The organism is Flavobacterium sp. CBA20B-1 (genome assembly GCF_028473145.1).
Classification (GTDB): Bacteria; Bacteroidota; Bacteroidia; order Flavobacteriales; family Flavobacteriaceae; genus Flavobacterium.
In genome coordinates this window covers 2,728,235-2,754,905 of the sequence record NZ_CP092370.1, presented here as the reverse complement: position 1 = coordinate 2,754,905, position 26,671 = coordinate 2,728,235, and the positions used below count along the sequence as shown (strand labels likewise).

Genomic DNA, 26,671 nt, shown 5'->3' with positions numbered 1-26,671 from the left:
ATCTGTGTTGTAGAAACAGTGGAAATTAAGCATTAAATTCAGCTACCACTAAACCCTTGATCATATCGATATCATTACTTTAAATATGGAGATGATGAAAAAATATTTATTTGTATTTAGCGCCCTGCTTTTCTTGCTATTGTTTTCTTGTACCACTTGGAAGCACCTCCCTAACCAATATGATTTTGCGAAGCAACACCACATCAAAGGAAAACCGAAAGAAATCGTTTGGTATCAATACCAGCAAAGTGGGGAATTACTCAGCAAATCCACTTATACATTCAATAAAAAAGGATTATTAGTGCAGAAAAATACGGAAGTTCACAATCCTAAAGAAAAAGTTCGGTACAGCCATTCTTCGTGGATATATGACGATAATGGTTTTTTGATTATGAAGTTGCGGGATTTAAAACGTACAGATTATGTAAACGACCGTCGAGGCCGGGTGAAAAAGTCGAAGTTTTATAGTCATCCCGATAGTGCAGTTCAAATTTCAACATACAAATATTTGCCACGTAAACGCAAAATGTTACGAAAAGGCTATGATTATGAAGGTAAACTATATTACAAAGGTGTTACTGTGTATGACAAACAGAATAATATTGTATACTCTAGCTATAATTTACCCGAATATAAAAGTTTGGAAGAAGTTTGGTATCGATTGGATGAATATGGCAATACCGTGGAATCCAAACTAAAATCAACCAGCCTATCAGATACTTTATACACTTTTATGAAGTATGATGCATACCAGCATAAGGTTTGGGAGCGTTATGTGGATGAGAAAAAACACATCAGCATTCAAACTTACACCTATCATGTGGATAGTTTTGGTAACTGGATTGAACGAACAAAAGAAGAAAACGGCTACCATCGAAAAGAAAAAAGAGAAATTACATATTATATGAATTAAGATTGATATAAGAAAAAACTAGAATCATAGCATTCTCTAAATGAATTTAAGTTTCGTAAATAATTTAATAAATTTGAAGAAATAACGACTTATGATTAAAACAATCATTATAGAAAACGAACCTGCCATTCTCAAAGAAATTGAATGGTTGGTAAACAAGGAAGACGACTTAGAATTGGTCGGAAACGCCGGAACCGTTTTTGGTGCGATGGAACTAATCCGGAAAGAACAGCCTGATCTTGCGCTGATGGACATTCAATTGACTGATGGTACCGTTTTCGATGTGTTGAAAAGCTTAACAGATATCAACTTTCAAATTATTTTCATCACAGCTTATAATCACTTTGCCATCAAAGCGATTAAGTTTGGTGCTATGGATTATTTGCTAAAACCCTTGGATGAAAACGAACTTCAATCGGCACTGGAGAAAGTACGGGATAAGCAATTTGACCAATTAAAACAGCAACAACAACTTTCTATCGCACAGCAGAAAATTGAAAAAGAAGAATTGGGGTTGGATGACCAAATTGTACTTCACACCATAGAATATCTGCAAGTACTGCAATTGAACGAAATCATTTATTTGAAAAGTGAAGGAAGTTATACTAATTTTCTTTTGACAAATAACCGTAAAATAATGGTTTCCAAACCCTTAAAGTATTATCAGGATTTGTTGCCTGAAAAATGGTTTTTACGTCCGCATCAATCCTATTTAGTCAATACTACTTGTATTGACCGCTATATAAAAACTGGATATATTATTTTGAAAGACACAACGCAAATCCCTGTTTCGGTTCGTAAGAAAGAAGCCGTCGTGCAGCATTTAACCCAAGGGCAATAATGATTAAGATAAGAGTATGCTGGCAGTCAAAGAGTATCTGCTCTTTTTTAGGAATCATCCTTTTTCTTTTATTAGGGTGTTCTGAAAAAAACGACTCTACATCAGCATTTGATATTCCTACAACAACAAAAAAAATTGTTTCACTAGAGCAATACGCCAAACAATTATCTAATGATGAACAGTTTGACTTCTGGAACAAACAACTCCAAAATAAAACGTATACACAGATTCCCGAGGTCAAAGCCCGCATTTATTACCGCATTGCAGGAACTTTTTACAACAGAGGAAACTTAGATTCACTCAAGTATTTTATGCGTCAAGCTTGGGACGCTTTAGAGGTGCCTGATTCTACCAGCGAAATAACCGTTCTTCTCAATTATGGTGAAGGGAATATTGCAACTATTGAAGGAAATATTCATCAGGAAAATTATTATTTCAATCTAGCATCGCAACAGATTGTATCTGATTCTTTGATAGAATTGAGCCCGTTACAACGTGCCAGTATTTTTTTAGCTACTGCACAATCCGATGCTCGCCTCAACCAATATGAACAGGCAATGATGTGGAATCGAAAGGCTATTAAAGCCCTAAAAATACCTAATCCACCTGTACAATTGCAATATCGGGCATATCGTCAGCTGGCGACCAATCTAAGATTAACTTCGAATGCAAATCTCGATTCGGTGTATTATTACATTCAAATTATCGATACGCTTTGGAGAAACCATCAAAACACTATCAATCCTCGGTTTTTGTACGATGAAAAAGCACACTACTTTCAAGCGTTAGAAAAGCATGATTCAGCAGTGGTATATTATCAACGTATTTTAGATTTAGATAAAATTGTATTAGAAGAAGCTCCTCAACATCCGCCGAGTCACAGTAATATTTTTAAGGACTATATTAATCTGTCGCAAAATTACCTGCAACTTCAGCAACCCGAAAACGGTAAAAATTATTTAGAAAAAGCAAAAACTTTTATTAAGCAAGACAGTGCTTATTTGAGTGGAGCAGATTATTTGCTTTATCAAGAGGCTTTGGTTAATTATTTTTTTCAAACCCAACAGTTTGATAAAGCTTTCCAAGAATATAATTTGTTTTTGGAAAAAAACAAGGTCTTTTACGAGAATAAATATGCACAATCTATCGCTGAGATGTCTACCATTTATCAATTACAAGCTAATGAAAAACATATATCTGGACTAAATCAACAAGTATTGGTAACCGAAAACAAGCTGGCACAAAACCGATTATGGTTGATCATTGCCGGTTTGCTGACACTTTTGACTATTGCTGTTATGGTAATTTTTTACTTCAACCGAAAACAACAAAAACTAAAAGAAGAAAAAGAAAAAATACAGTTGCAAAAGAAAGCCATGGAATTAAAACAGCAATTGCTTCGCACGCAAATGGAGCCTCATTTTATCTTCAACACATTGGCTTCCTTGCAAAGCTATATCCGTATCGAAGACAAAGAAAAGGCATTGAAATTTTTGAATCAGTTTAGTCGTTTGCTCCGAAATAGTTTAGAGCTATCACGTGAAAACTGGGTTTTGTTGGGAGACGAAGTTCAAACACTGGAATATTATCTTGGGTTGCAACAGATGCGTTATGAAGACAGTTTTGATTATGAGATAAAAAGATTAAACCCACAGGAAATGGAAAACATTTTGATTCCGCCAATGATTATCCAACCTTTTGTAGAAAACGCCATTTTGCATGGTGTAACAAATAACAAAGAAAGAGGTAATATCAAAATTGACTTAACTGTTAAAGAGAGTGCTTTATGGGTCAATATCATCGATAATGGACCTGGAATAAAAATACTGAAACAAAAACCAGATGGTAAGAAAAAATCACTTTCCACCACTATCAGTAGAGAACGATTGGAAATCCTTGCAAAAGAAAAAGGCGTGAATGTACAGGTAAATATTCTGGATCTTCATGAAATTGATAAATCTCTCACAGGTACTAAAGTTGAATTGATTATTCCAGTGGAAATGGATTATTGAACTTACGGATATTAACTTATTCATTACGAATATAAATCTTAACTGAAAGAGAATATTATTGATTTGTTTATTTGCCCATGAAATCATCAGTGTCTTTAATGAACAACCAAAGCACTATTAAACAATATTATATGAAAAAAGTTTTTTTACTTACGGGTCTTTTTTTTTCTATAATCGCCTTTGCACAAGATAATAAAGAGTTGCAAAAAATGGCTGACGCTGACCAGCAACAGCGTATGGGACAAAATATTGATTGGAAAGAATTAAATAAACAAGATAGTTTAAGACGTGTAAAAGCTCACGATATCATTGATGCCGGCAAAGTTAAGACAGCGAAGGATTATTATAATGTAGGAATTATTTTTCAGCATGGAAACGACATGGTTGCCAGCGGAATAGCAGTAGAAAGTTTTAAGAAAGCTATCGAAATGGATAGTACTTTGAACAGATGGTGGTATGCAGCAGCAGTTGATAGAGATTTGATGAGAAAAGGAGAGCCACAGATCTATGGCACACAGATTATTAACGACAGTTCTACCAACGGAAAATGGAAGCGTTACACATTGAATCCGGATGCAGTTACAGATGAAGAAAGAAAATATTACGGTGTGGAAACACTTGCCGAGCAAGAGGAGAAAGAACGTCTGATGAATCTGACACCTATTATCCAATACTATATGGAGTCAAAATCTGTTGAAAAGACTATTGCTTTAATTAGAAGTGAGTTCGAAAAAGGCACACAAGCCACCTATAACGTAAGTGAACAGATGATCAATGGTTTAGGGTATATGCTACTCAATCAAAATATGGATACAGATGCCCTCGATATCTTCCAATTAAATACAGAATTGTACCCCGATGCTTTTAATACTTACGACAGTTATGGAGAGGTTCTGCTAAAATTGGGCAAAAAAGAAAAAGCCATCAATGCGTACAAAAAATCATTGGAGCTCAATCCACAAAATGATAATGCTGTAAATGTTTTAAAGAAAATTTCGGGAAAGTAGATTTTATATGAATATTAAATAGGACTTTTTGTGTAAGAAAGTTTTGTAGAACTATATATAACTAATCTTGTTGATTAAAAATGAAATGGTGATGAAACATTTACTTTTACCCTTTTTTGTACTTTATGGGACAATCTCATTTTGCCAAACAGACTACTATTCAACCAACGGCAAAAACAGACTCTCAAAGACAGAATTAGATAACTTGCTTTTGCAGCAACAAGAAAAATTAGGTGATAAACTAAAAGGTATGGCCTTGGTAGCGAATACAATAAAAACCGAAATTAAACAGGATTCTGTTATTCACTATGTGACTTTTGGAGCTAAAGGTCTTCAATCAAATTTTAATCGTTTCTCTAATTATATTGATAAACCATTCCCTGACTTTCTACTCAAGGACTTAAAAGGTGAAGAAATCACTTTAGATGACCTGAAAGGAAAGCCTACGATTGTGAATTTTTGGTTTACCAGTTGCGCACCGTGTATTGCTGAAATGCCTGTATTAAATAAAATTAAAAACGAATATAGTACTGACTTTAATTTTATTGCACTAACATATGAGACAAAAGAAAAGGTCAATAGTTTTTTAGAAAAACACAAATTTAATTTTAACCATATTGCTGAAGCAAAGAGTTTTATAGAGGAAATGGAGGTAAATGTCTATCCTCTAAATTTTTTCTTGGATAAAAATGGAATTGTGAAAGAAGTACGATACGGTATTCCTAAAATTAAAGATGAAGCAGATGGTAAAATAAAAATGGGAGACGGAAAAAAATTCATTGAGATCTTGGAAGGGCTAAAATAAAAAACCGTTTCAAGGTCTTTTTTAAGGAATTCCGATAGTTAACAATAGCTTCTAACATTCGGGTTTATAAGTAATATACACGGTACAAAACTTTTAGGATTTAATGAAAGGCGAAGGTTTTAAGTATTAAAAATATAGATGAAGAGACGTTTTATTTTATTCATTTGTAGCATAGCTGGGGGGCTTTTAATGATGGCTTGTTATCCAGAACGAGGTTCAAAACCCCAAGTTCAACCTTTACAAGGGCTAGTCGAAGATAAGTTGATTCAGTTTATGGTTTATGGTGAACTACCTCCATCTGACTATCTCGATGAAAATGATAAGCTATTGACCCGTTCTTTGGGTTTTGAATTGATACGTGTGGCAGATTGCGAAGTCAGTGATTCGTTAGTAAAATTTGTAGACCAGCATAATGCAACCATGCGTGAGCAAATGTCAAAAAAATATGGCACATATTGGATTGATTCTATCGAAATGAAAACTAGTAAACGTTTTCACTTGCCTTGACAAAACCAACTTTAAATAAAAGACAAATTTCGGATTTTTAGCATTATTTCGATAAATCCCAAAATTGAATGCCTCCTAGAAGATCAACAGTGACTAATTGATTTTTGCGTTTATTAATATGTACCCCGCTTATTGTTCCTTTATGTTTACTATTGGTTTCAATTAATTTTCCTGTTAATTTATCCCATTTGCGTATAGATTTATCTAATCCGTAGGTATAAGCAAATTTATTAGCCATGGCTCCTGAAATAACCTCTAAACTTAATGGAACATAGACAATGCTATCTTTCTCAGGAATATGAATGGGCCAGTCTGGATGTTTTTTTTTATAAAAAACACTATCTGTTTCATAATTATACAAGAAAAAATCTTTTTCTCCGCTACCTATCATCAGCATATTCTTATCATGGTCAACATCAACGATTTTACCTCTAACTTTTTGTAGCTCTATATTGTTTGTTGCATAATTCCAAACTATAATTTTGCCTTTCCCTTCAAAATAAATATCCCCATTATCTGCAATATACTTTGGGCGCATTTGATTTAACTCTGGTGGTGTTTCTATTTTTCTAAAATTGTTTTTTGTTTCCCAAATATAATTTTTTCCTTTAAAATCAAATGTGGCGAGTAGGGTGTTTTTATCATTAAAACAAAGTTGATAAGCCCATGATTCTTGAATTGGCAATTTATTAATAATAGTTCCATTAAGTATGTTGATGACAATAATCCCTGAATTCAGAGTTGCTGCGTAAAGCTCTTTTTCTGAATCATTATATATCAAGTTATATATTTCATCATCTATAGACGCAATTTGTTTTTTATTTTCACTTCCATTTGTTAGTTGATATATTTTTCCATTAAAAGTAGATACCAGAACTGTATCCAGGCTTGCATTGTAAACTACATCCGTGTAGGCTACAGGGTTTATACCTGTGAGCCTGTGTTCTTTGATTTTAACCTCTTGTTTACAACTGATAAAAAATAGAGCAACTAAAGACAGTAAAGTGATTTTATAAAAATTCATGTTACATTATTTTTTTTCGATTAAATTTTGTTTTTCTCCATTATCTAAAATATCCATCCACGTTCCGTCATCAGAAGTTCCTAAATTTATTTGATTTCCATTTTTCCCCCACATTTTTAACACAGAAGCACCTTGAGGCTCTGCCATAAACAAGACACGTTGAGAAACTTTTGAATCCAATGTTAGAAAAATGTTTCCATACGAATCATCTGTCACATAACCTCCTCTTTCTTGTCCTTCATGATCATATAGCATCACACCTGAAACCGCAGAATTATCCCCTCTGTAGAATCTATAGCCAAAAGATTGTGCTGGAGGCAGATTTGTTCCTATAATTATTCGTTCAACACCTGTTGAATCCGTAACAACTAATCCTCGAACTTTTAAAACTTCATTTGATAAATCTATTTCTAGATTATTGTTTTTTATAATATAAATGACAAGACCGGCTGTAATAAGTAAATTTAAAAGTAATAAGTATTTTAAGATACTGTTCTTCATTGTTTTGTTTTTTTTAATTTTATGAATATCCATATTGCTAACGTGAACAATACAAGTGATGTAAAAAGAGGAATCAACCAAAGAGTATTAGAATCAGTGAATAAAGCAATAAATAACGCTCCCACAGAAATTAAAATTGCAGATAATGCATACCCATTTTCATTATAAAACCAAGCGTATGGGAACAAGTGTGCACCAGTGATTATTGAATATGTCATGATAAAATCATTAGGATATTTGATGAATACAAATATCAAAATTGAAAAATAAATGATTTGTGCAAAGTTTAACCATAACCCTAAAGGCTGCAAAGGATTATCTTTGATTTTCCAATTTGTTTTTAAAATCTTAGACAAACCGAAAGCTATTGGGAGCATAAGCGCTGCAATTATAAAAGTAAAAACACTTTTGTTATGCAAAGTAAAATCTTGTAACCAGATTATAAAAATTGCTAACCAGAGAAGACCTCCAGAAAGAATAAAATCAATTCCTTTTTTTGCTTGTGTTTGAATTTCAATTTTTAGTTTTTCTAAGCTACGCTTTTCCATAATATTATTAAACTTGTTTTTTAGGGATTTATTCTTAAAAGGTTTGTAGTAGTATCTGTAATGGAAAAAATGGGTGTATTTTTTCTATGCTGCTAAGATAGCTAAATGAGTTGAATTTTCTACAGAAAACGCCTAATATCGTAGTATTTATATTACTCACCCAACGTAGTTTGATTTTTTTAATTTTACAACAATTTTTCTGTGGGGAATGAATTCACAAAGTAATTTTTATTTCTAATTTGGAATAATTACGTATAACATCAAACCAGAAACGTATGTGGATTTTTGATTGACGAATATGGATTGGTGATCGCTTGAAAGTAGAAGTAAGACTACCTTTAAAGTCTAAATTAGTAAGACATGAATGAAAATCTGATTCTTTATAGTTTATATTTTATATTTTTTTTCACAGGGATAATAATATGTATTTGGCCGTTTTTCAAAAAATCAAAACAATTTATGTGGGGAAAGATTCTGAGGGGGAGCATTGTCTTGTGCCATATTCTTTTTTTGTCATTTTTAATTCTTGCTAAAAACCAACCTCAGAAAGACCCACAAGATATGAGCGTTGCGTTACTCTGGATTTATGGTTTCTTTGTGCATATACTTTTGTTTTTGATAGCTGTGGCTGTGAGGTTGGTGGAGCGCTTTGTAGAAAAAAAATAGAAGAAAATGACTTAAACCATTATGGGCTAGGCTATATAAAAATAATTTGTGAATGATAAATACTTGTGAAGATTTGCGTAAGCAATTTTAAAGTTTATTCAATAAATCCTCCATATTCGTTGTTTTTACGTTTTGCTGTTTTCCGATTTTTACGGCTAATTCCGCTATTTCACGTGCTTTTTGCCTATCACCAGATTTTACGCACAAATAGGCATACGTGTCTAAATACGCATAGTCTGTGTCTTTTTGAGTCACTTCGCCCATCCAGTCTATGCATCGACGTATCACTTCTTGATCATCGCACTTCTCATACACTTCCCAGCAAAATTGATTGATGGCACCATTATTGAGTTTCCCTTTTTCTTTCAGGTTTTCGTAATAATTGTACACTTCATCCCATTTGTTCTGTGCTTTCAGAAACTTAACTTCAAAATTGGGAATGATGTCATCCGTCCATTCTTTGGTCAAGGTCTGATAAGCATAAGTTTTTGCATCTTCGAATTCACTTTGGCTTTTTGCTGAAATAGCTTTATTTAATTTTCCGGCGGAAAGAAAATAAAATAGGATTTCAGTGTCCAGCTTTCCATAAAGTTCAAAATAGTCATCTTTATAGTTTAGAGCCAGATTCGCCACTGCATCTGGAACATCACTGGCAAAATACAATAATGTAGAAAAAAACTCTTCGGAAATAGGGTTTTCTACAGCATTCCAATAACTATTGAAAGATTTTGTATCGACTACTTTTATATTATCTCGGTTGATGTAATCAACGTAAAATTTTGGATAATTAGGCATGTCTATCTGGTTAGAATAGCCTTTGATGATTTTATTCTCTGAGTCTAATAATATTGACTCCTCTGCAAAATTTATAACACTTGCGCTCAGATTGTGAAAATTTTCTCCAGGAAATCCATATTTACGATTGACGACGTATCCTTCTTGGTTAAGTACTACGGCTGTAGGATAGCTTGAAACGTGATGTTTTTTAGAAAGATGATACACCTTGTCATCTTCGGCATTATACCGAAGCAAAACAAAATCTTCTGATAGGATGCTTTGAATCGAGTCATTTTGAAAAATCAATTTGTCTAACTTTTTACAAGGAGAACACCAGGTCGTGTAAAAGTCAATAAAAATCATCTTATCTTCGTTCTTAGCTACTTTTAGTGCTTTTGTATAATCTTGTTCTATTATTTGTAGATGTTGTGCTTTAGCAAAGCAAACCATAAGTAATGCTGTGATTGTTAAAAGTATTCTCATAATATTTTTTACTTTAAAGACGAGTGTCATAGGATATTGTTACTTTTTTTAAAAGTATAGATCATAAAATTCGTTGATTTCTGAAAGCTTGATCAATTCTTTATCTTTAATTTCTGACCAAAACTCTTTAAATTCTTCTTCGCCACTGTCTTCTATGTTACTTTTCATATTCAACAATTCTTTTTTCTTTTTAGTAAGGAAATTGATGCTTATTTCACTATTGATTATCGGACCAGAACGATCGGTATGGTCGTAACCTATCAACACAAAATCGTTATTTTGATATCGAAAAGTATAATACCAAGAACCATATCGACCATGATTATAGTTTATAAATAGTTTGTTGTGATCTATGGAGACATCCAGTTCCGGAGGATAGTAAGCTCCACCATCTTCATTTTCGGATTCAAAACATCTTTTATTAAGAATCATCTGTTTAAACCCGTTTTCTGTCTGAAATAAAATAACTATTCCACGACGATTTCTATCCACCATTTCACCGAAACGGTTTTTCGTTACACTCCCTTCCTGAGTGTCTTTGATAATTAATACTATATCTTCTAAACCATCCTGATTTAAATCTCCAGAAATATTATCGTACAACACAAATCTTGACGGAATGAAGTCTTTAAAATCTATTGATTTTTGTGCCCAAACAGGGTTCAATGAAAGAAAATATAAAAATATAGCTATGTGCTTCATGGCGTTAAAGATTGATTTTGTTTAATTTACAGTCAAAAAACACGACTTCTTTTTCATTTGCACCGTTCATCTTCGGTTGGAGTTTTTCTAAAACTCTCCATTCCAACTCATCTATGCTTTCCAATACTTTTTTTCGTTGTAATTCGTCCACAAATCCCCAACTGATAGGACGGGGTTCAAAATGCCTTCGATAACCTTTTACCACCATCCCAAACAGAGATACACAGGGTACTCTTTCGTCTACTTGCAATTGATGGAATGGTAATTTCTTAATCGTCAACTTTTGACATCCCCAAACCATTTTTTTACTGTCATTACTACGCATATCTGCTAAAGCCAGTATCGTCAACGGACGTATTTTTATGAGTATTGCCGGAATCAATAAGCAGTTTTGGTAAATTATGCGTTTTCTCAATTTTTCTCTTCTTAAAGACTGGACAAGCATTCCTAGAACAAAGGTAGTAATCAAAAAAATACTTCCCAAAATCCAGTGCCGGAAGCTAAATAACATAAAGGTTGCTACTGCACTCGCCGAAGCTAAAACAATGGCTACATAGAAAAACGGGGTTAGTTTGGCAGGATATTCGTCATATCGATTGATGTGATCGGAATCCGGTTCTATGTTCATGGAACGACTCACACTCGTCAGGTTTATCATTTTTTCCTTTTGGCCGATTTTTTTATCTTGATTCATCTATTTCTTATGGTTTGTGGTAAGTTAAATCCATTTTGAATTGAATTTCGAATTCTACTTGACTAAAATACAGGAATTATTCTACCTGAAATCACTCTGTTTTAAAGATGTGTACATCAAATAAAAATTCGTTTATATAACATTAGCATTTGTTCTTATCATGATAGTAGATCAAATAGAAGATCACTATTTACGCATTTGAAACAAAGCTAAGCTTAAATAAATTATAGTTTACCTAGAAATAAATGAATAGGTACATTTGATAACTGAAATAATTGGTTATGAAACACTTTATACTCATAATAGTAGGTGTTTTTTGTAGTTGAAAAGCTCATACCAACTTTGATTAATAGAAATAAAGATGAAAAATCAACTGAAAATATACTATTTTCCGCAATGGAGATGGATGTTATTAGGAACAGGTTTTGTATGTTTCGCTTTCACACCACTTTTAGTCAATTTGATCGTTTATCAGTCTTTGGTCAACGCTTTTATGGAAATTGTTAATGATTTTAGAAGAACACCTATCCATACACTTTTATACACCGCTGTATTTTGGCTTTTGGGTTGGATAGGAGTGGTAATTATTCTTAAATCTTCTGATCGGATTATTTTAAAACTCAACGAAAACGATATGGAGTTTGTTGCACTTTCAAAACAATATAGAAAATATGCATTAGTTCAAACTTTTGTCAATAAAAATTTTAAACAAATCAAGTATCAAGAGATTGAAAACGTTCAGTTTATAGAATCCTATTGGTGGGGTAATAAATTAATTTTAAAGACCAAGAGCGAGAAAATTTCCGTCCCGCATGCACAACTTTTTACTGTTCAGGAAGGAATAGAAATCGTTAAGTTTATTAATCGAAAAATTGGAAAAGAATGACGAAAAACCTTCTTTATAATCTATCATTAAACCTTACACTTGTAAGGTGAGTTTCTAAACCTACACCATAGGGGCGCACTGTACATATTCTGATTCATTGTAATTTTCAGATGTTATTTATACAAGTTTTTTTAAGTTAAGACATGAGTTGATAATATCGATTTTAAATCAAGATGAGTGTTTTTTACCTTTTTTCTTCTTGTAATGAGGGAGTTGTTCTTCCTCATTTTCGTATATCAATGGCCCAGGAAAAAGTAAAGTACTCAAAACACTTGTAACAGAACCACCTATTGGGTCAATGAATTGGCCTAATTCTACATTATTATTCTGGTGGATGTCTTTTGCTGTATCAAGTATATTTAGCTTGTCTGTATCATTTATTCGACTTTCAAGCTGATCCAACAAATAGACAGTTCTTTTTTGCTCTGGATTCCCATTTTTCATTGTGAATGCATAGTTCATGGAATCTTTTAACAAGCGGTCATAATTGAACATTTGATCAAAAAGTAATTCGCCTGATTCCTTTAAGGCTACACGGTCAAACTGTCCAAGTTTGGCAGAATGTTGTTTATTACGACCTCGTGAATTATTCATCGGACTGAGCTTGATTTTATTTGTAATATCCTTTCGACTGACAATAATTTGTATGTGCATTTGTGCTCCGGTTTTGGGTTGCCCTGCTTTGGCAATTCCTTGTTTTACTTCTTCATCGGTATGATGATAATAACGATTGTGTTCAAGTTTTCCATACCACAATAAATCGTTGCTACTTTCAATTCTAGTTCGCTTAAAGTTTTGAGCATAGACATCCATTACGCCAATTGCATACCTTTTTAATTGTTCTTCTGCTTCTTTCTCTCCAAACTTTTCTTTGAGATAAATAATTTCTTTTTGACTGGGGTTAATATTTATCAGAAAGAACTTTGCATCGCTCCTACTTAGTTTAGCTATGTTGTTGTCGATTTTTACACGTACTTCCTGAGGAGTGATATTTTTGTTCAAGCTATTGAACCATAGCTCATACCCTCTGCCTTCTTTGAGTGCGATACGGTTTTCTTTTTCCAGATAATTGACCAATTGCCCTGAACCTCCTTTATTGTTGCCCGTTTCAGAATCCGTTATATTGATGTACATAATTTCACAGGTTTTTGAGAGATTCCTTTACATGAGCGATGAGTTCTTCTTTCTTAGTTCCAGAGGTTGTCCAGCCCATTTCCTCTCGTTGATTTATATAATAGTCCAGTAATTGAATAAATTGTTCTTTCAAAATTTCTTTCTCTTTTTGCTTTGAAATAAGATGTTTCAACCCGTTTATAGTTTGCTCACTTCTTTTGGTAAGTACGGCTGTTTGTTCACTTTCGGCTAAAAGATGCCTACCTATTCCTTCTAAAAGTTCTTTTTGTTTTAAAGAAGCTGTCTTCAAAGCACCGGAATCCGTAAACAATGGCAGAAGAAAGTCTTTTTCCTGTTGGCGGATGAAAGATAAAATACGGTTAATACCTGAAGAAAGTTCTCGTTTCAGGATTTCATCGTCGGGGTCAGTCGGGTCTTTTTTACTACGGTAAAAATAATCCACCATCAGGCAAAAAAGTTCCTTTTTGCTACGTCTAAAACTTTTAGCCAGCTTCTCTATCTTTTCGTCCGTTTCTTTGGGATAACGGATGCTGTTGGTATCTCTCTGCTTCATCATCATTTTCTAAATCTACATTTATTAACTACCGATATACCTTGAAGTATACCATTTTCCTTGTAAAATATGGGCTGGAAGCCTTAAAATATACCTCTGGTATATTAAAACCCTCTGCAACGCCAGTAAAGAGGCAAGCGAGTAGGGCTCTGCCCAACTCCCGCTTGCTTTTTTCAAAACATTTGTATATTCCTTAAATACTCTCATTGCTGTTGTATTTTATTTCAAAAAAATTATGGGGTAATCTACTTTTTATAGTGGTGTGCTTTGAACAGAGAGCTAAAATCCGTTTCTGGAACAGATCAGGAGTTGCCAAGAACAGTTTCAAACGGATCTTTATTCTACATGTAAACACTTTGTTTTTATTACGTTAATATTTCTTTGCAAAGTAAAGGAATATTCAACATTTTTAACTTGGACAAATAGTGCCCCTGAACGCCAAATGAAGTCATATGTGAATAGAAGGGCTGGAAAGACCCAAAACGAGAAAATGAGAAATAGAAAAACGAAAGTATTGGTACAAATCCGCATATATGAATAGATATTTACAGATATAAATAAGTGCATAAACCTGCGTGTACGTTTGTATGTAAATATGCTTTTATCTAAAGGCGTATCTATGTATGGGCGTGTGTACGTATATATAGGCACTCGAAACAAAGAAGTTCCTCCCTCTTAAAACTATTTTCCAAAAGAAAAAACAGAAAAAAAGAAAGCCAATCTTACCAAGGCGGACAAAGAAAAGACCAAAAGGAAACGGAATAAGTCCGAAGGGTGGCAGGATAAATACATAGCTTTACCAAGCTATGTATTTATCCTGTCATTATGCCGTAAGCTTTTGGTGGGCGGTGTGGTGGGTGTCCGCCTTACCTTTGCGACCTTTTTGTTGTTTTTTAGACAATTTCTTTCAGTAACTCAAACTTGGAAAGGGTGCAAAAAATATAGGTTGGGAGAAGCAGGGTTTTTTTCACTATTTCTCACTTCAAATCAAAACTCTTTAATCGCCAAGGGAGCAGAAAGGGAAGATTAAAGTGTTTTGAAGGTTATAATGATATTAATATTATAACCATCGGTTTAAAATTTATTATATGCTTGATAGAAACATATTCAAATCTATAAACAATGTTGCTATAAACTTGCCATATAGCTTTTAACAACTCAATTCATAATGTGTGTTTCTTCCTCCCTAATTTGCTTTAATAAAACTCCTTTATTCACTAAATCCGTTATATCTCTCAAAACTGTATCTTGTGATGATAGGTTATTTTTGCCTATTTAGAAGTTGACAGATTGCCTTCAAAGTTATCCATTAACTTATTGAGCATTTTTTGCTGACGTTCACTCATTTTGACTTAATAATTCCTAATTCTATTAAAATATCTTTTTTCATCTTGCTTAATGGTCTTCTATCAAATTTTGCTTCTTGAAAATGAACTCCAAAAGCCAACCGATAAACTTCATCTCTATCCAGTGTAACTCCTCCCAAAATCTTGTTTTCTAACATCTCAATATAATCCTCCGAATAAGCATTCTTTATCTTTCGCAAATCTTCAATTTCGTCCTCGTGGGCTTTGAATATATTTTCTAACTCAAATGCTTTTACAGATCTTTCTGAAAAATCATTTTTCTCATCTGTAATGATCTTAAAGGAAAATTTATCATAGTCTTTATGGTCATAACTAAAAGTGTATTTAAACTCTTTATCAGGGTTTTTATAATAAGGATGGAAATGAGTTGAAAGTTCAAAAGGAGTAGAACCTTTTACTCAGCTATTACATACTGAACAACTCGGAATTAAATTGTAAAACGATAATGCCAATAAAGGATATTTACTTTTAGGAAACCAATGGTCAAATGTAGGTCTTGTAACTTTCTTTCCTGAATCACTAATTACAGTTTTTGTATAAATACGATTGCAATAAACACAGGTTGGTATATCTAATTTTTCAGCTAAATGGTAGGCATTATAATGTCTGTATGTTGTTTTATCATCTGTTTTTATCCAGCTATCATAGTTAATCAACGTTTTTAAAGATTTCTTCAATCCTTTTTTCGTAAACTTATCTTTTATTGTATCCAGTTCGTCAGGAGTACCAATTAATACTATACGTAGGTTGTCCTCGTCATTTAAGAATTTTGAAATTGTGCTTTTTATACCAGTAACTTTATTTATTTTGTTCGTAATAGGAGCCGGAGCAGACTCGGAAAAAGCATTTCCATTCAGTTTTTTCATAATGATGTAACGCATAAAAAGATAATGATTGTCTCTTGCTTCTATGATATTGGGAAGGTTGGTGTCAATGTACTGCATAATTATTTCTTCTTGTTTCTTAACAATTCAATTTCTCTATCAATAACCTGATTATAGTATTCATTATCTGGAACTAAATCTGTTATCATTTCAGCAAGTTTAATTTTAACTACCTTTTCATCAATAAGACTGACTACCTTTTTATAATACTCCAGCTTCTCTGTAAACTCTGGAGTGGATTTTCTGATTTCTGATACCTTCTTATTCTCATTTATCCAATCTATTACTTCTTTTATTTTTGACCTTGAAAAATCTCCAATCAAACCGTTCTCAACAAAAAAAGAATGAGCTAATAAGTCTGTAATATTTGCACCGAATGTTTTTTGAATTTTATTTTGGTCTGTATCTGAAATTACAGAACAATACTTGCCATCTTTTTGAAGAAAGACTACATTATTAATTGGTAAATCAGATAAAGTAAGTGGGTCGTGAGTTGTAATTATTATTTGTAATTTAGGTTTTACTTCAAGTGATTCAAAGAAATAAGGAAGTGTTTTTAAAATTGCATTAACATATCTCTTTTTCCAAATAGGATGAAATCCTAAATCGGCTTCATCTAACAACAAAATATAGTTTTCTTTATCAGGTAAAGATTTACTTTCTTCTATCAGGTTATCCTGAATAAAACTATACAGCTTTGAAAAGAAATTAAGCAAAGCATTTTCTCCTGAACTCATATTTCTGTCAGTTGGTCTGAAAGATATAAAACCATCAGTATAATCTCCTTTATCTATCAATCCTTGACTAGTTGGGTAATAATGAAGAAGATTAAACACAATTTTTTTGTGCAACTGCATAATCTCTTTTACCTCATCTAAATTTAGTCTGATACTTTGTTTATTGATGTCATCGGGATTAGTTTCTTTCTCAAATAATGAATCTAATTTTTCAAAAAACGGTATGATTTCATTATAATCAAAAATTTCCTTTTTAAAATTTCCTTTTTCGATATAGCTCTCTTTTATAAAATAGAAAAGTAAAACCTTTGCAGAAAAATCTTTAAACCTATTCATATCATAAGGATTCTCAATTTTCCCTTCTTGTAACCAAGTATTCTCTTTCTCCATCTGCTCAATCACAATAGATATAAATGCTTTTATAACGAATCGTTCTAACAAATATCTGTTTACTTCTGCTTGATTTACAACGTTATGATTTTCATCAAATTTCCCAATTGAATGCCAATTTCTACTTTCATTTTCTGCTTTTTCTAAAATAAGTTTGATGATAGGTCTTAATGGATTTGGAGTATTATGAAAATCTAAAATTTCTACATCTCTGAAATGTAGTATTCCTGTTTCATATTGTGGTAGGTCAAAAACTTCTCTAAAAATAGAATTTTCCTTAAAAATAGAAGAACTTAAAAATTCTATTTGCCTCATTGAGTTTTTGAAAACTAATTCTTCGTGTAAATCAAATCTCCATCCATTTTCATTAGTTCCTTTCTTATCTCTATCTTCTAAATCTTGCTTAATAAATTGGTCAAGAGAAATATCATATCTATCAACTTCATCAAAATTGTTGTTATACTTCAAATCGAAATGTGGAGAATAATAAATGCTTTGATAATCTTGTGTTTGAATTTTTTCTAATTCTTTATAACTTTCTGGAGATTGGTCGCCATCATCAGTAATCATAAATACTTTGTAATTTGAAAACAGAACTTTCGTTTCTCCACCAATCTCTACCAATATAACTGAAATACTATGTGGCATTGAATATATATGCTCTACAAATGTCTTTCTAACTACATCTAAAACAGAAGATTTTCCCACACCGTTTTGACCGACAACAGCACTTAACAACTCAACTTCACATTCACTATCCGAAATATTAAAGAAATCGGGAATGTATTTTTCGTTGAGTTTTCGTTTCACTATTAAATCTTTTCCTATTGGTAGGAAAGAATACAAATACTTACCTCCAAAATTTAGTGTTTGGGGTTCATTTATTAAATATTCGTGTTCTTTTAAGTAGACGCTTACTATCATAGTTTATTTCTTTTTTACTAAATCAACAAGGGATAAAAATTGTTCAAGTAACTTTATTCTTATTTCTATGTCTAATTTAGAAAAACAATCATAAAAGTTATTTGATAAATACATCTCTTTTTTTAGTAATTGATACGAATCATATTGTTGTATTTCTTTTTCTGAAAGATGATTGTTTTTAATAGCACCAGTACTAATATTCAAACCTTTAAAATCCTCATTATTATATAAACCTCCACTCTCAGCATCTATTACCTGTATATTCCCCTCTAAAAAGGAGTCCAATTTTAGTTTTATTAATGTAGGACTATCACTCTTGAATTGCTTAACAATGTCTTCAAGTAACTTTAATACTTTCTCATCAACCTTTCTACTGTTTTGACTTCCGAATCTTTTGCTTATTAAAGAATTATAGCCTTGTTCAAGATAACTTATATAACTCCCTTTAATACGCCTTTCATTTGAGGGTAAATTATGATTCAGACCGTTTTTAGCTAAATTTACTTGAATGGAAATTTTCTTCCAAAACCCTGTTGCTTTATTTTTCAATAATTTGGATTTAAGAATAGGATTGGTCTGTATCAACTTTATGGAGTTTAAGATACTTGCATTCAAAGTATATTTTTCCTGATAATTTAAAGGTAATTCATCTCCATTGTCAAATCGAAAATTCTTGAAAAAGTATTCGGCTTGCTTATCTATCTCAAATAGCTTGACAATCAAATTCTCATTGCTCATTCCTCTCATATTTTTCCATATTTTCTAAAAGCTGTTATTGTTTGATAAATACCATAGCCAATAAAAATTTTTGCTATAATAAAAATAAGATACAAATACCCATTACTTTGAAATGCTTCACTTCCAAACCCTAAAGAAAAAGTGAATTTCAAATATTCAGACAGAACTGTAGATGTATCGACAAAAGATTCATTTAGGTTAAATTTTAATGGATATTTTGAGGAAACAAAAGAATTAACCATAATCATCATTAAGAAGAAAAAGACACTTACTTTGAATGTGAATTTTACACCCTTGAACCAATTTCTTCCAAAATCATTCGATTTACTGTTAAGCATTAAAATATAGAAATCCGAATCCTTTATTTTAAGTTTTTGAAAATGTTTCCTTTGCTCTAACGCATTATACTTCAAATAGTCTATCTTACTTTCCGACCTTAATAATTGACCTTTGATAGTTCTTATAGTATTCATGTCAATTGAGTTTTTACTACCCAATTTCATTCCCTCAAAGAAACCAACCTTTTCAAAATAAGAGGTTGTAAACTTGATTAAGTATAAACAATTTAATGATTGAAAAGATGTTATTCCTTGAAATACAACTGAACTAAATTCTATTTTTAAAACTGTCGAATTGTCGAAATATGTGTTTTTTTGAAAAGTACAATTCTTAAACTTTAACGTTGTTTTCTCCGATTGTAATTCTGTAAAATCAACTCTTTCTATAAAATCAACATCTCTAAACTCCGTTTCTACTCCAAAATTAGATTGTTTTGCCTTAACTTCTCCTATTGAAGATTTTTTAACTAAAGAAAAATCTCCAAGTGTATTTTTCCAAAATTCAAAGTCTCTTTTAAATGTACATTTTTCAATCTGTAATCTTTCAATATTGTTCGCATTAAGAGTAAATCCTTTGTAAAAATTATTATTATTGATGTAAAGCATTTCAAATTGATTCAGTCGAAAATCAATATAATCTATCTTTTCATTCTGATTTAGGATTAGTGTATTTATTTTATTCAAACTCTCTGGATTTCCAACAATTGAAAAACTATATATATCATTAGATGATACGTGAAAGTGTGATGACGCTATTTCTACATTGTTAAATACCAAATATTGAAGTTTAGAATCTTTTATAAAAAAATCAGAACTAATTTCACAATTTCTGAACTCAATACTATTAGATTTTCCAGAAATTTCATTAATCGTAAAGTCAATTCTTTCTCCAGACAAAGAGCAGTTAAAGAAAAATAATTCCAAGCCCGATTCGATAAGCTGAATCGAATTTTTAAATTGAAAATCAATATCTCTAAATGAAACCTTTAATTCAGATAAATCATTTGTCTTTGAGTATTTTTGTAAAATTTTATTTACTTTACTCAAAAAATAAATATCATCTTTTATTTTTCTTTGCATCCAAAATTGTAGTAATGTGTAACAAATTTACAATAAAACTTTATATTTATATGATACTCTAAATGAAATAGGTACTTAGTAACTCCTCATCTTCTTTTAAAATTGTTTTCAAAAGAAAAAAAGAAAACTATTCCATCAAGATGGACAGGCGGAAAAACCAGAAGAAAACGAAATAAGCCCCGAAGGGTGACAAAATAAATACATAGCTTTACCAAGCTATGTATTTATTTTGTCACTATGCCGTAAGCTTTTGGTCGGGTGGCACGGTGGCTGTCCGCCTTATCTTTGCTGTGTTTTTGTTGTTTTTTTAGATAATTTCTTTCATTAACTAAAACTTAGAAAAGGTGCAAAAATATAGGTTGGGATAAGTGTTTTTTTTGCACTGTTTCTCAATTCCAATCAAAACTCTTTAATGAGTGGAGGGTGAGAGAGGGAAAATTATAGTGTTTTAGGGGGACGTATTGTGCCATTACATATACAACTGAACTTTTATCATTATAGAAAAATATAATAAGATTTTTTTCTATAAATATTTCTGGATTTTAGATATATTTTTTTAGAAAATCTAAAAATAATAAAGTACATTTGAGGCAACTAAATCAAGTTTTGATGACCGAATTAGGCAAATATTTTAAACAGAAGTCAATTAATAAATCTGAGATAGCGAGGAAAACCGGAATTAGTTCCTCTCGGTTAAGTGAGCTGAGTAGAAATGATAAAAGCAAAATAAAAGCAGAAGAATTATATCTGATTTCTTTAGCATTAGATACACCTGCATCAGAGATTTTAGCAAAATTATACGGACATCTTAAGTTGAAAAATTGAATATGGAAAAGATAAATTTCATAGATTTATTTGCGGGGGCATCCGGGATGTCCGAGGGCTTCACTAAAGCCGGATTCAATCCTGTTGCTCACATCGAGATGAATGTAGAAGCCTGTTTTACAATAAAAACAAGAGCTGCATATCATTATCTCAAATCAGAAAAAAAATTAGATGTATATTATAGTTATATAAAAAAGGAAATAGGCAGGGATGAATTTTACAAAAATATACCTGATGAAATTCTGAATTCTGTTATAAATGTTGAGATAGATGATAATTCTATAAAAGACATTTTCAGAAAAATTAATGAACAAAAACAGAATATTGATTTAATAATTGGAGGTCCTCCCTGTCAGGCATATTCTCTTTTAGGTCGATTTCAGGAAAATATAGAAAATGATCCTAGAAATAGACTATATATACAGTATGGCAGGTTTTTAAAGGAATTTAGTCCTAAAGCGTTTGTTTTTGAAAATGTTCCGGGAATTTTAAGTGCAAATAAAGGGCAACACTTTAAAAATTTAAAAGCGTATTTCAGAAAGTTAGGGTACGAAGTATATTACGAAATGCTGAATGCTTCAGATTATGGAGTGGTTCAGGCAAGAAAAAGAATCATTATTGTTGGCTGGAAAAAAGAATCGGATTTTGGTTTTCCGGATTTTGATAAAGTAAAGAAAAAATATACTGTTAATGAAGCTTTTGAGGACTTACCAGAATTAAAACCTGGTGAAGGTTATCAGTATATAAATTACATGAAGTTAAAGAATAATTATCTTGAAAAGTTTGAATTAAGAAACGGAATTGATTTTGTAACACAGCATATTTCACGCCGTCATAATGAGAGGGATCTGGCAATATACAAAACAGCTATTCAAAAATGGAATAATGAAAAGATAAGATTAAAATATCCTGACTTACCAGAAGAACTTAAAACACATAAAAATGAATCTTCATTTATTGATAGATTTAAGGTAGTTAATGGTACAGGGGTTTCACATACTGTGGTGGCACATATTGCAAAAGATGGTCATTATTACATACATCCGGATGAAGAGCAATGTCGCTCTATTTCGGTAAGGGAAGCCGCCAGATTACAGTCATTTCCGGATGATTTTTATTTTGAGGGTTCTCGCTCAGCAGCATTTAAACAAATTGGTAATGCAGTACCACCACTAATGGCTTATGCTATTGCTAAAAAAATGAAAGAATTATTATGAGTGAAGAGTTAAAAATTAAAGACGGTTTATATAAAATAAGACCTGCCGGAAGACACATTATTACAATCGGAAGAGATCTTATAAAAGATAAGTATGCTGCAATTGTTGAGTTAGTTAAAAATTCTTATGATGCGGACTCTCCTTTATGTAAAGTTTCTCTGTTACCTTTTGAAAAAAAGATTATTGAGGAGGATAAAGAAAAAATCATAAAAGGAATTAGAGTAATCATAAAAGACGAAGGACACGGAATGTCCTTTGAAACAGTTACAGATAAATGGATGGTTCCCTCAACTGATGATAAATTACACAGAAAACTAAGTCCGAAAAAAAGAATAATGCAGGGAAAAAAGGGAATCGGAAGATATTCTGCATCTATGATTGGGGACGATCTTGTTTTACAGACTGTTGATGAATCAGGAGATTTGACAACATTATACCTTATCTGGAAACACTTTGAAGATGCTAAATATCTCAATGATGTTGATGTTCTGATCGAAAATTTCAGGACAGACAGACCCAGTGGAACTGAAATTATAATTGTAGGCGATGAAAACCATTTAAATGAGTGGGATGCCAAACAGTTAAGAAACCTAAAATCTGAACTAAAAAAACTTATTCATCCGGTTGATGAAGAACTAGAAAAGGAAGATAAGGATAAATTTAAAATAACTCTTGAATTGGGAGATTTTCCTTTCGAAGGATATTCCAATGTTAAAGAAGACATAGAGCCTTATCCTCTGTTCGAGTTATTTGATTATAGAATTTCAGGAACTGTTTCTGAGGATGGTGTTGCCAGCCTGAAATTTGAGAACAACAGGATTAAAGGGGCTCCTGTTGAAGAATTAAAAGACTTTAAAATATTACTGAACCATGACAGTAACGAAGATAAGCAAAGCTATTGTGGAGAACTAAAGATAGATTTCAGAGTATTTGACAGAGACCCTGCTTCTATAGACGGATTAATAGAAAGAGGATTAAAAGACCCTGTGACGGGTGAGTATGTAGGTAGAAGAGAAGCGCGGATTATCCTGGATACATTTAATGGTGTTGGAGTTTATCGCAATGGATTCAGAATAAGACCTTTAGGAGATGCAGGGTTTGACTGGCTATACCTGGATAATGAAAGGGTTCAGAATCCTTCATTAAGAGTTGGTTGCGATCAGGTAATCGGGTTTATTCATATCCAATCAGAAGATTCATCCGGATTAGTTGAAAAGTCTGCAAGGGATGGGTTAAAGGAAAATGCAGAATACTTTGGCCTGCGTGAAGTTGCAAAACAGGTTTTAAAAGAGCTTGAAAACAGAAGGTTTGCTTACAGACAAAATGTAGGACTTGGAAGAAGTAACAGAGACATCAATGAAAAAATAAAGGCACTCTATAATTTTAAAGATCTTCAGGAGAAGATCGATAAAGAACTTGATGTTTTAGGTATCGAGAAATCCAAAAGGGAAAAAATCAATAAACTTATCTCTGAGAAAGAAGAGAAAAGTAACAAAATTGCAGATGAATTAAAGCAGGTTATTGCCTTGTATCAGGGACAGGCTACTGTCGGGAAAATTGTTAATGTCGTTCTACATGAAGGCAGAAAACCACTTGGATATTTTAAAAACCAGATTCCGCTGATTTATGATTGGTCAAAGGAATTGGAAGAAAATTTCAGTCAGGAACTTTTAGATAAAATTATTCATAGATTGTCTGTTATAGAAGAGCAGGGAGAAATATTTGTCAAACTCTTTGGTAAACTGGATCCGCTATCTGCAAAAAAACGTGACAGGAAAAAAGATTTCAATTTACGTGATGTCATTAATAATGTCATAGATGTTTTTCAGCTGGAATTAGCAAATCAACAGATCGAAGTAAAAATTGACTGTGATATTAATCAGACAGTTTATGGGTGGAAAGAAGACTTTTACATCGTTCTTACCAATCTTGTTGATAACAGTATTTTCTGGTTACAATCCAACACAGATAAGCCAAAACAGATTAGTCTTAAGGTTTATGAAGAAGATGAATTGATTATAATTGAATACCGAGATTCAGGTCCTGGTATAGAAAAACATTTGATTGAGAATGAAGTCATTTTCGAACCCGAATTCAGTAATAAAACAGGAGGCGGAACAGGGCTTGGTCTGGCCATTGCAGGAGAAGCAATTGACAGAAATGATGGCGACCTGAAAGCTATTTATTCAGAAGATGGTGCTTTTTTCAAAATTGAAGTAAAAATACAATAGATTATGAGATTATTGATAGTAGAGGATGAAGCAACACAAATACAGCTTTATATTGATGTAATTGAATCATTCAATAAACAGAATGGCACAGAAATTATCCCTATTCCTTTAAATAGTCTTGATGAAGCTAAAAAGGCTCTATTAAGTTCTGAATATGACGCTGCTATAGTGGATTTAAGGCTTTCCTCCAATACGGTTGATCTGGAAGGACTGGAGTTAATTGATGAAATCATTGACAAACTAAGATTTCCATTATTTATTGTTTCCGGAAGTATCGCTCAGATTGATAAAGAAGAAAATTTCCTTTTTAAGAAGCGTTCAAGAGATGGAAATTTTCAGGATGTCCTTTCTGAGATAATTGAAGTTTATAATACAGGTATCACTCATATTTTAGGAAGAAAAGGCAAAATAGATGAATACCTGAATAAGATTTTCTGGGATCATTTATCTGCTTCAATGGATATCTGGATTAATGACCAGTCAAGAACACCAGAGCAGAAGCAAAAAATTTTAGAAAGATATATTTTACTTCATATTCAGGAATATTTGGAATTGACAACAGAATCTGATTTCGAAGATTACCATCCGGCAGAAATATATATCACCCCACCAATAAAAACGAAACTATTCACCGGAGATATATTGCTTGAAAATGACTCGCAAAAGAGATATATTGTTTTAACTCCTTCCTGTGATTTAGCTCATGAGGGAAAAACTGAAAATGTATTATTGGTCGAAGTAGAAGATAAGAGAAACGGACAGATATCAGAACTAAAGGCGATAATTAATAATAATGAACTTGGAAAAGACAAAAGAAATAATGCATCCGGCAAATTAAAAAACCTGATTAAGAATAATATCCCTAAGTATCATTTTTTACCTGAGTATAAAGATCTCTCTGCCGGTCTGATTGATTTTCAGTTATTAAAATCAGTAAATAAAAATGATATTACTAATCGATTTACCAGACTTACTTCTGTAAATAATAGTTTCACAAAAGATATCGTCTCCCGATTTTCATTTTATTATTCAAGACAAGGCTCTCCTGATTTTAATGTTGATGAAATATATGATACTTTATTAAAATAAATTTATTTATGGATGTCCATACACCTGAACAGCGCTCAAAAAATATGCGGGCTATCAAAGCGACAGGAACTAAGGATGAAATCCGCTTAGCAAAAGCACTATGGCATTCAGGGTACAGGTATCGTAAAAATGACAAAACAGTTTTCGGCAAACCTGATTTAGTCTTCAAAAAACACAAAATTGCAGTTTTTGTCGATAGCGAATTTTTTCACGGCAAAGATTGGGAAACAGAGAAATTCAGAATAAAATCCAATCAGGAATTCTGGCACAAAAAAATAGGAAGAAATATAGAACGGGATAAAGAAGTAAACGAATTTCTTACTTATAATGGTTGGGAAGTATTCAGGTTCTGGAGTAAGGAAGTTAAAAATAATCTTCAGGAATGTGTTGACAGAATAATAAATGAAATTAAAAAATAATGTATTTTGCCTTATGAATTATGTAACTATACTTAAGGTTTCCTAAAAAAAAAAACGTATATTTATCTCCCTTCAATCTAAATATAATGTCTTTTAATAAAGACAAGATATAATGTAATAAATATAAATCAAAAAATCCACCAAAACATAATTGAACAACCAACTAAAATCACTAAATTTGCATCATTCAATCACAAATCGAATGTGAGTGATTAAGTGAACAGTTCTTTATAAAGAAGTATAATAGGTTGACATAAAGATATTTGTGGGTAGGGAGTAAAATCCTGCCACCCCGACAACACTTGCACTAACTGAAGGAATAAACCTGTAAATTCTAAGGATTTGTGGGTTTTTTGTTTTATTTCATATCAAAATATCC

At 32.1% G+C, this 26,671-nt stretch carries 27 protein-coding genes; 13 read left to right on the top strand and 14 right to left on the bottom strand.

Annotated features, from left to right (window positions below):
• Nucleotides 1–94 precede the first annotated feature (94 nt).
• From MG290_RS13445 to MG290_RS13420, 6 genes are all read left to right on the top strand, one after another.
• A complete protein-coding gene (locus MG290_RS13445) occupies nucleotides 95–913 on the top strand; it encodes a hypothetical protein (protein WP_264561749.1) in 819 nt (272 codons plus the stop codon).
• A gap of 91 nt (nucleotides 914–1,004) precedes the next feature.
• Nucleotides 1,005–1,754, top strand: coding sequence for a LytR/AlgR family response regulator transcription factor (locus MG290_RS13440; protein WP_264561748.1), 750 nt, complete (start codon nucleotides 1,005–1,007; stop codon nucleotides 1,752–1,754).
• Nucleotides 1,754–3,766: a sensor histidine kinase gene (locus tag MG290_RS13435; protein WP_264561747.1), complete on the top strand. Its 2,013-nt coding sequence runs from the start codon at nucleotides 1,754–1,756 to the stop codon at nucleotides 3,764–3,766. The genes MG290_RS13440 and MG290_RS13435 overlap by 1 nt, the downstream gene beginning before the upstream one ends.
• A gap of 131 nt (nucleotides 3,767–3,897) precedes the next feature.
• Entirely contained in the window at nucleotides 3,898–4,773 is an 876-nt protein-coding gene (locus tag MG290_RS13430; RefSeq protein WP_264561746.1) for a tetratricopeptide repeat protein, read from the top strand.
• 91 nt (nucleotides 4,774–4,864) lie between these two features.
• Entirely contained in the window at nucleotides 4,865–5,578 is a 714-nt protein-coding gene (locus tag MG290_RS13425) for a TlpA family protein disulfide reductase (protein WP_264561745.1), read from the top strand.
• A gap of 138 nt (nucleotides 5,579–5,716) precedes the next feature.
• Nucleotides 5,717–6,085 (top strand): hypothetical protein, encoded by a 369-nt coding sequence (locus tag MG290_RS13420; RefSeq protein WP_264561744.1) that lies wholly within the window; start codon nucleotides 5,717–5,719, stop codon nucleotides 6,083–6,085.
• Nucleotides 6,086–6,128: 43 nt separating this feature from the next.
• On the opposite strand, the gene MG290_RS13415 is transcribed toward MG290_RS13420, so the two are convergent.
• From MG290_RS13415 to MG290_RS13405, 3 genes are read right to left on the bottom strand one after another with little or no spacing between them, the layout of a single operon-like run.
• Nucleotides 6,129–7,109: a WD40 repeat domain-containing protein gene (locus tag MG290_RS13415; RefSeq protein WP_264561743.1), complete on the bottom strand. Its 981-nt coding sequence runs from the start codon at nucleotides 7,107–7,109 to the stop codon at nucleotides 6,129–6,131.
• 6 nt (nucleotides 7,110–7,115) lie between these two features.
• Nucleotides 7,116–7,610, bottom strand: coding sequence for a hypothetical protein (locus MG290_RS13410; protein ID WP_264561742.1), 495 nt, complete (start codon nucleotides 7,608–7,610; stop codon nucleotides 7,116–7,118).
• Nucleotides 7,607–8,158 carry a DUF7010 family protein gene (locus MG290_RS13405; protein ID WP_264561741.1) on the bottom strand — a complete coding sequence of 184 codons (552 nt, stop codon included), beginning with the start codon at nucleotides 8,156–8,158 and terminating at the stop codon, nucleotides 7,607–7,609. The genes MG290_RS13410 and MG290_RS13405 overlap by 4 nt, the downstream gene beginning before the upstream one ends.
• Nucleotides 8,159–8,518: 360 nt before the next feature.
• Between MG290_RS13405 and MG290_RS13400 the strand changes: the two genes are divergently transcribed.
• A complete protein-coding gene (locus MG290_RS13400; RefSeq protein WP_264561740.1) occupies nucleotides 8,519–8,824 on the top strand; it encodes a hypothetical protein in 306 nt (101 codons plus the stop codon).
• A gap of 87 nt (nucleotides 8,825–8,911) precedes the next feature.
• Here MG290_RS13400 and MG290_RS13395 read toward each other — a convergent pair whose 3' ends face one another.
• From MG290_RS13395 to MG290_RS13385, 3 genes are read right to left on the bottom strand one after another with little or no spacing between them, the layout of a single operon-like run.
• A complete protein-coding gene (locus MG290_RS13395) occupies nucleotides 8,912–10,084 on the bottom strand; it encodes a thioredoxin family protein (protein ID WP_264561739.1) in 1,173 nt (390 codons plus the stop codon).
• Between the two features lie 48 nt (nucleotides 10,085–10,132).
• On the bottom strand, nucleotides 10,133–10,786 hold the full coding sequence (locus MG290_RS13390) for a hypothetical protein (RefSeq protein ID WP_264561738.1): 654 nt from the start codon (nucleotides 10,784–10,786) through the stop codon (nucleotides 10,133–10,135).
• Nucleotides 10,787–10,790: 4 nt separating this feature from the next.
• Entirely contained in the window at nucleotides 10,791–11,480 is a 690-nt protein-coding gene (locus tag MG290_RS13385; RefSeq protein WP_264561737.1) for a DUF3239 domain-containing protein, read from the bottom strand.
• Nucleotides 11,481–11,841: 361 nt separating this feature from the next.
• Here MG290_RS13385 and MG290_RS13380 point away from each other — a divergent pair, with 361 nt between their 5' ends.
• Nucleotides 11,842–12,366, top strand: a complete 525-nt coding sequence (locus tag MG290_RS13380) for a hypothetical protein (RefSeq protein WP_264561736.1) — start codon at nucleotides 11,842–11,844, stop codon at nucleotides 12,364–12,366.
• A gap of 168 nt (nucleotides 12,367–12,534) precedes the next feature.
• Here MG290_RS13380 and MG290_RS13375 read toward each other — a convergent pair whose 3' ends face one another.
• The 8 genes from MG290_RS13375 to MG290_RS13340 all read right to left on the bottom strand — a co-directional run bounded on the left by MG290_RS13375 (nucleotide 12,535) and on the right by MG290_RS13340 (nucleotide 20,511).
• Nucleotides 12,535–13,500: a DUF5712 family protein gene (locus MG290_RS13375; protein WP_264561735.1), complete on the bottom strand. Its 966-nt coding sequence runs from the start codon at nucleotides 13,498–13,500 to the stop codon at nucleotides 12,535–12,537.
• Nucleotides 13,501–13,504: 4 nt separating this feature from the next.
• Nucleotides 13,505–14,053 carry a BfmA/BtgA family mobilization protein gene (locus tag MG290_RS13370; RefSeq protein WP_264561734.1) on the bottom strand — a complete coding sequence of 183 codons (549 nt, stop codon included), beginning with the start codon at nucleotides 14,051–14,053 and terminating at the stop codon, nucleotides 13,505–13,507.
• A gap of 24 nt (nucleotides 14,054–14,077) precedes the next feature.
• Nucleotides 14,078–14,260, bottom strand: coding sequence for a hypothetical protein (locus MG290_RS13365; RefSeq protein ID WP_264561733.1), 183 nt, complete (start codon nucleotides 14,258–14,260; stop codon nucleotides 14,078–14,080).
• Between the two features lie 1,135 nt (nucleotides 14,261–15,395).
• Nucleotides 15,396–15,539, bottom strand: a complete 144-nt coding sequence (locus MG290_RS13360; protein WP_264561732.1) for a hypothetical protein — start codon at nucleotides 15,537–15,539, stop codon at nucleotides 15,396–15,398.
• Between the two features lie 279 nt (nucleotides 15,540–15,818).
• Nucleotides 15,819–16,364 (bottom strand): hypothetical protein, encoded by a 546-nt coding sequence (locus tag MG290_RS13355; protein ID WP_264561731.1) that lies wholly within the window; start codon nucleotides 16,362–16,364, stop codon nucleotides 15,819–15,821.
• Nucleotides 16,365–16,366: 2 nt separating this feature from the next.
• Nucleotides 16,367–18,355, bottom strand: coding sequence for an AAA family ATPase (locus MG290_RS13350; RefSeq protein WP_264561730.1), 1,989 nt, complete (start codon nucleotides 18,353–18,355; stop codon nucleotides 16,367–16,369).
• Nucleotides 18,356–18,358: 3 nt separating this feature from the next.
• Nucleotides 18,359–19,102 (bottom strand): hypothetical protein, encoded by a 744-nt coding sequence (locus MG290_RS13345; protein ID WP_272585686.1) that lies wholly within the window; start codon nucleotides 19,100–19,102, stop codon nucleotides 18,359–18,361.
• Nucleotides 19,099–20,511 carry a hypothetical protein gene (locus MG290_RS13340; protein WP_264561728.1) on the bottom strand — a complete coding sequence of 471 codons (1,413 nt, stop codon included), beginning with the start codon at nucleotides 20,509–20,511 and terminating at the stop codon, nucleotides 19,099–19,101. The genes MG290_RS13345 and MG290_RS13340 overlap by 4 nt, the downstream gene beginning before the upstream one ends.
• 609 nt (nucleotides 20,512–21,120) lie before the next feature.
• Here MG290_RS13340 and MG290_RS13335 point away from each other — a divergent pair.
• From MG290_RS13335 to MG290_RS13315, 5 genes are read left to right on the top strand one after another with little or no spacing between them, the layout of a single operon-like run.
• Nucleotides 21,121–21,336: a helix-turn-helix domain-containing protein gene (locus MG290_RS13335; RefSeq protein ID WP_264561727.1), complete on the top strand. Its 216-nt coding sequence runs from the start codon at nucleotides 21,121–21,123 to the stop codon at nucleotides 21,334–21,336.
• Between the two features lie 2 nt (nucleotides 21,337–21,338).
• Nucleotides 21,339–22,553 (top strand): DNA cytosine methyltransferase, encoded by a 1,215-nt coding sequence (locus MG290_RS13330; protein ID WP_264561726.1) that lies wholly within the window; start codon nucleotides 21,339–21,341, stop codon nucleotides 22,551–22,553.
• Nucleotides 22,550–24,784: a sensor histidine kinase gene (locus MG290_RS13325; protein ID WP_264561725.1), complete on the top strand. Its 2,235-nt coding sequence runs from the start codon at nucleotides 22,550–22,552 to the stop codon at nucleotides 24,782–24,784. The genes MG290_RS13330 and MG290_RS13325 overlap by 4 nt, the downstream gene beginning before the upstream one ends.
• A 3-nt stretch (nucleotides 24,785–24,787) precedes the next feature.
• Nucleotides 24,788–25,873 (top strand): hypothetical protein, encoded by a 1,086-nt coding sequence (locus tag MG290_RS13320; protein ID WP_264561724.1) that lies wholly within the window; start codon nucleotides 24,788–24,790, stop codon nucleotides 25,871–25,873.
• Between the two features lie 8 nt (nucleotides 25,874–25,881).
• Nucleotides 25,882–26,292, top strand: coding sequence for a very short patch repair endonuclease (locus MG290_RS13315; RefSeq protein WP_264561723.1), 411 nt, complete (start codon nucleotides 25,882–25,884; stop codon nucleotides 26,290–26,292).
• The last annotated feature ends 379 nt before the right edge of the window (nucleotides 26,293–26,671 follow it).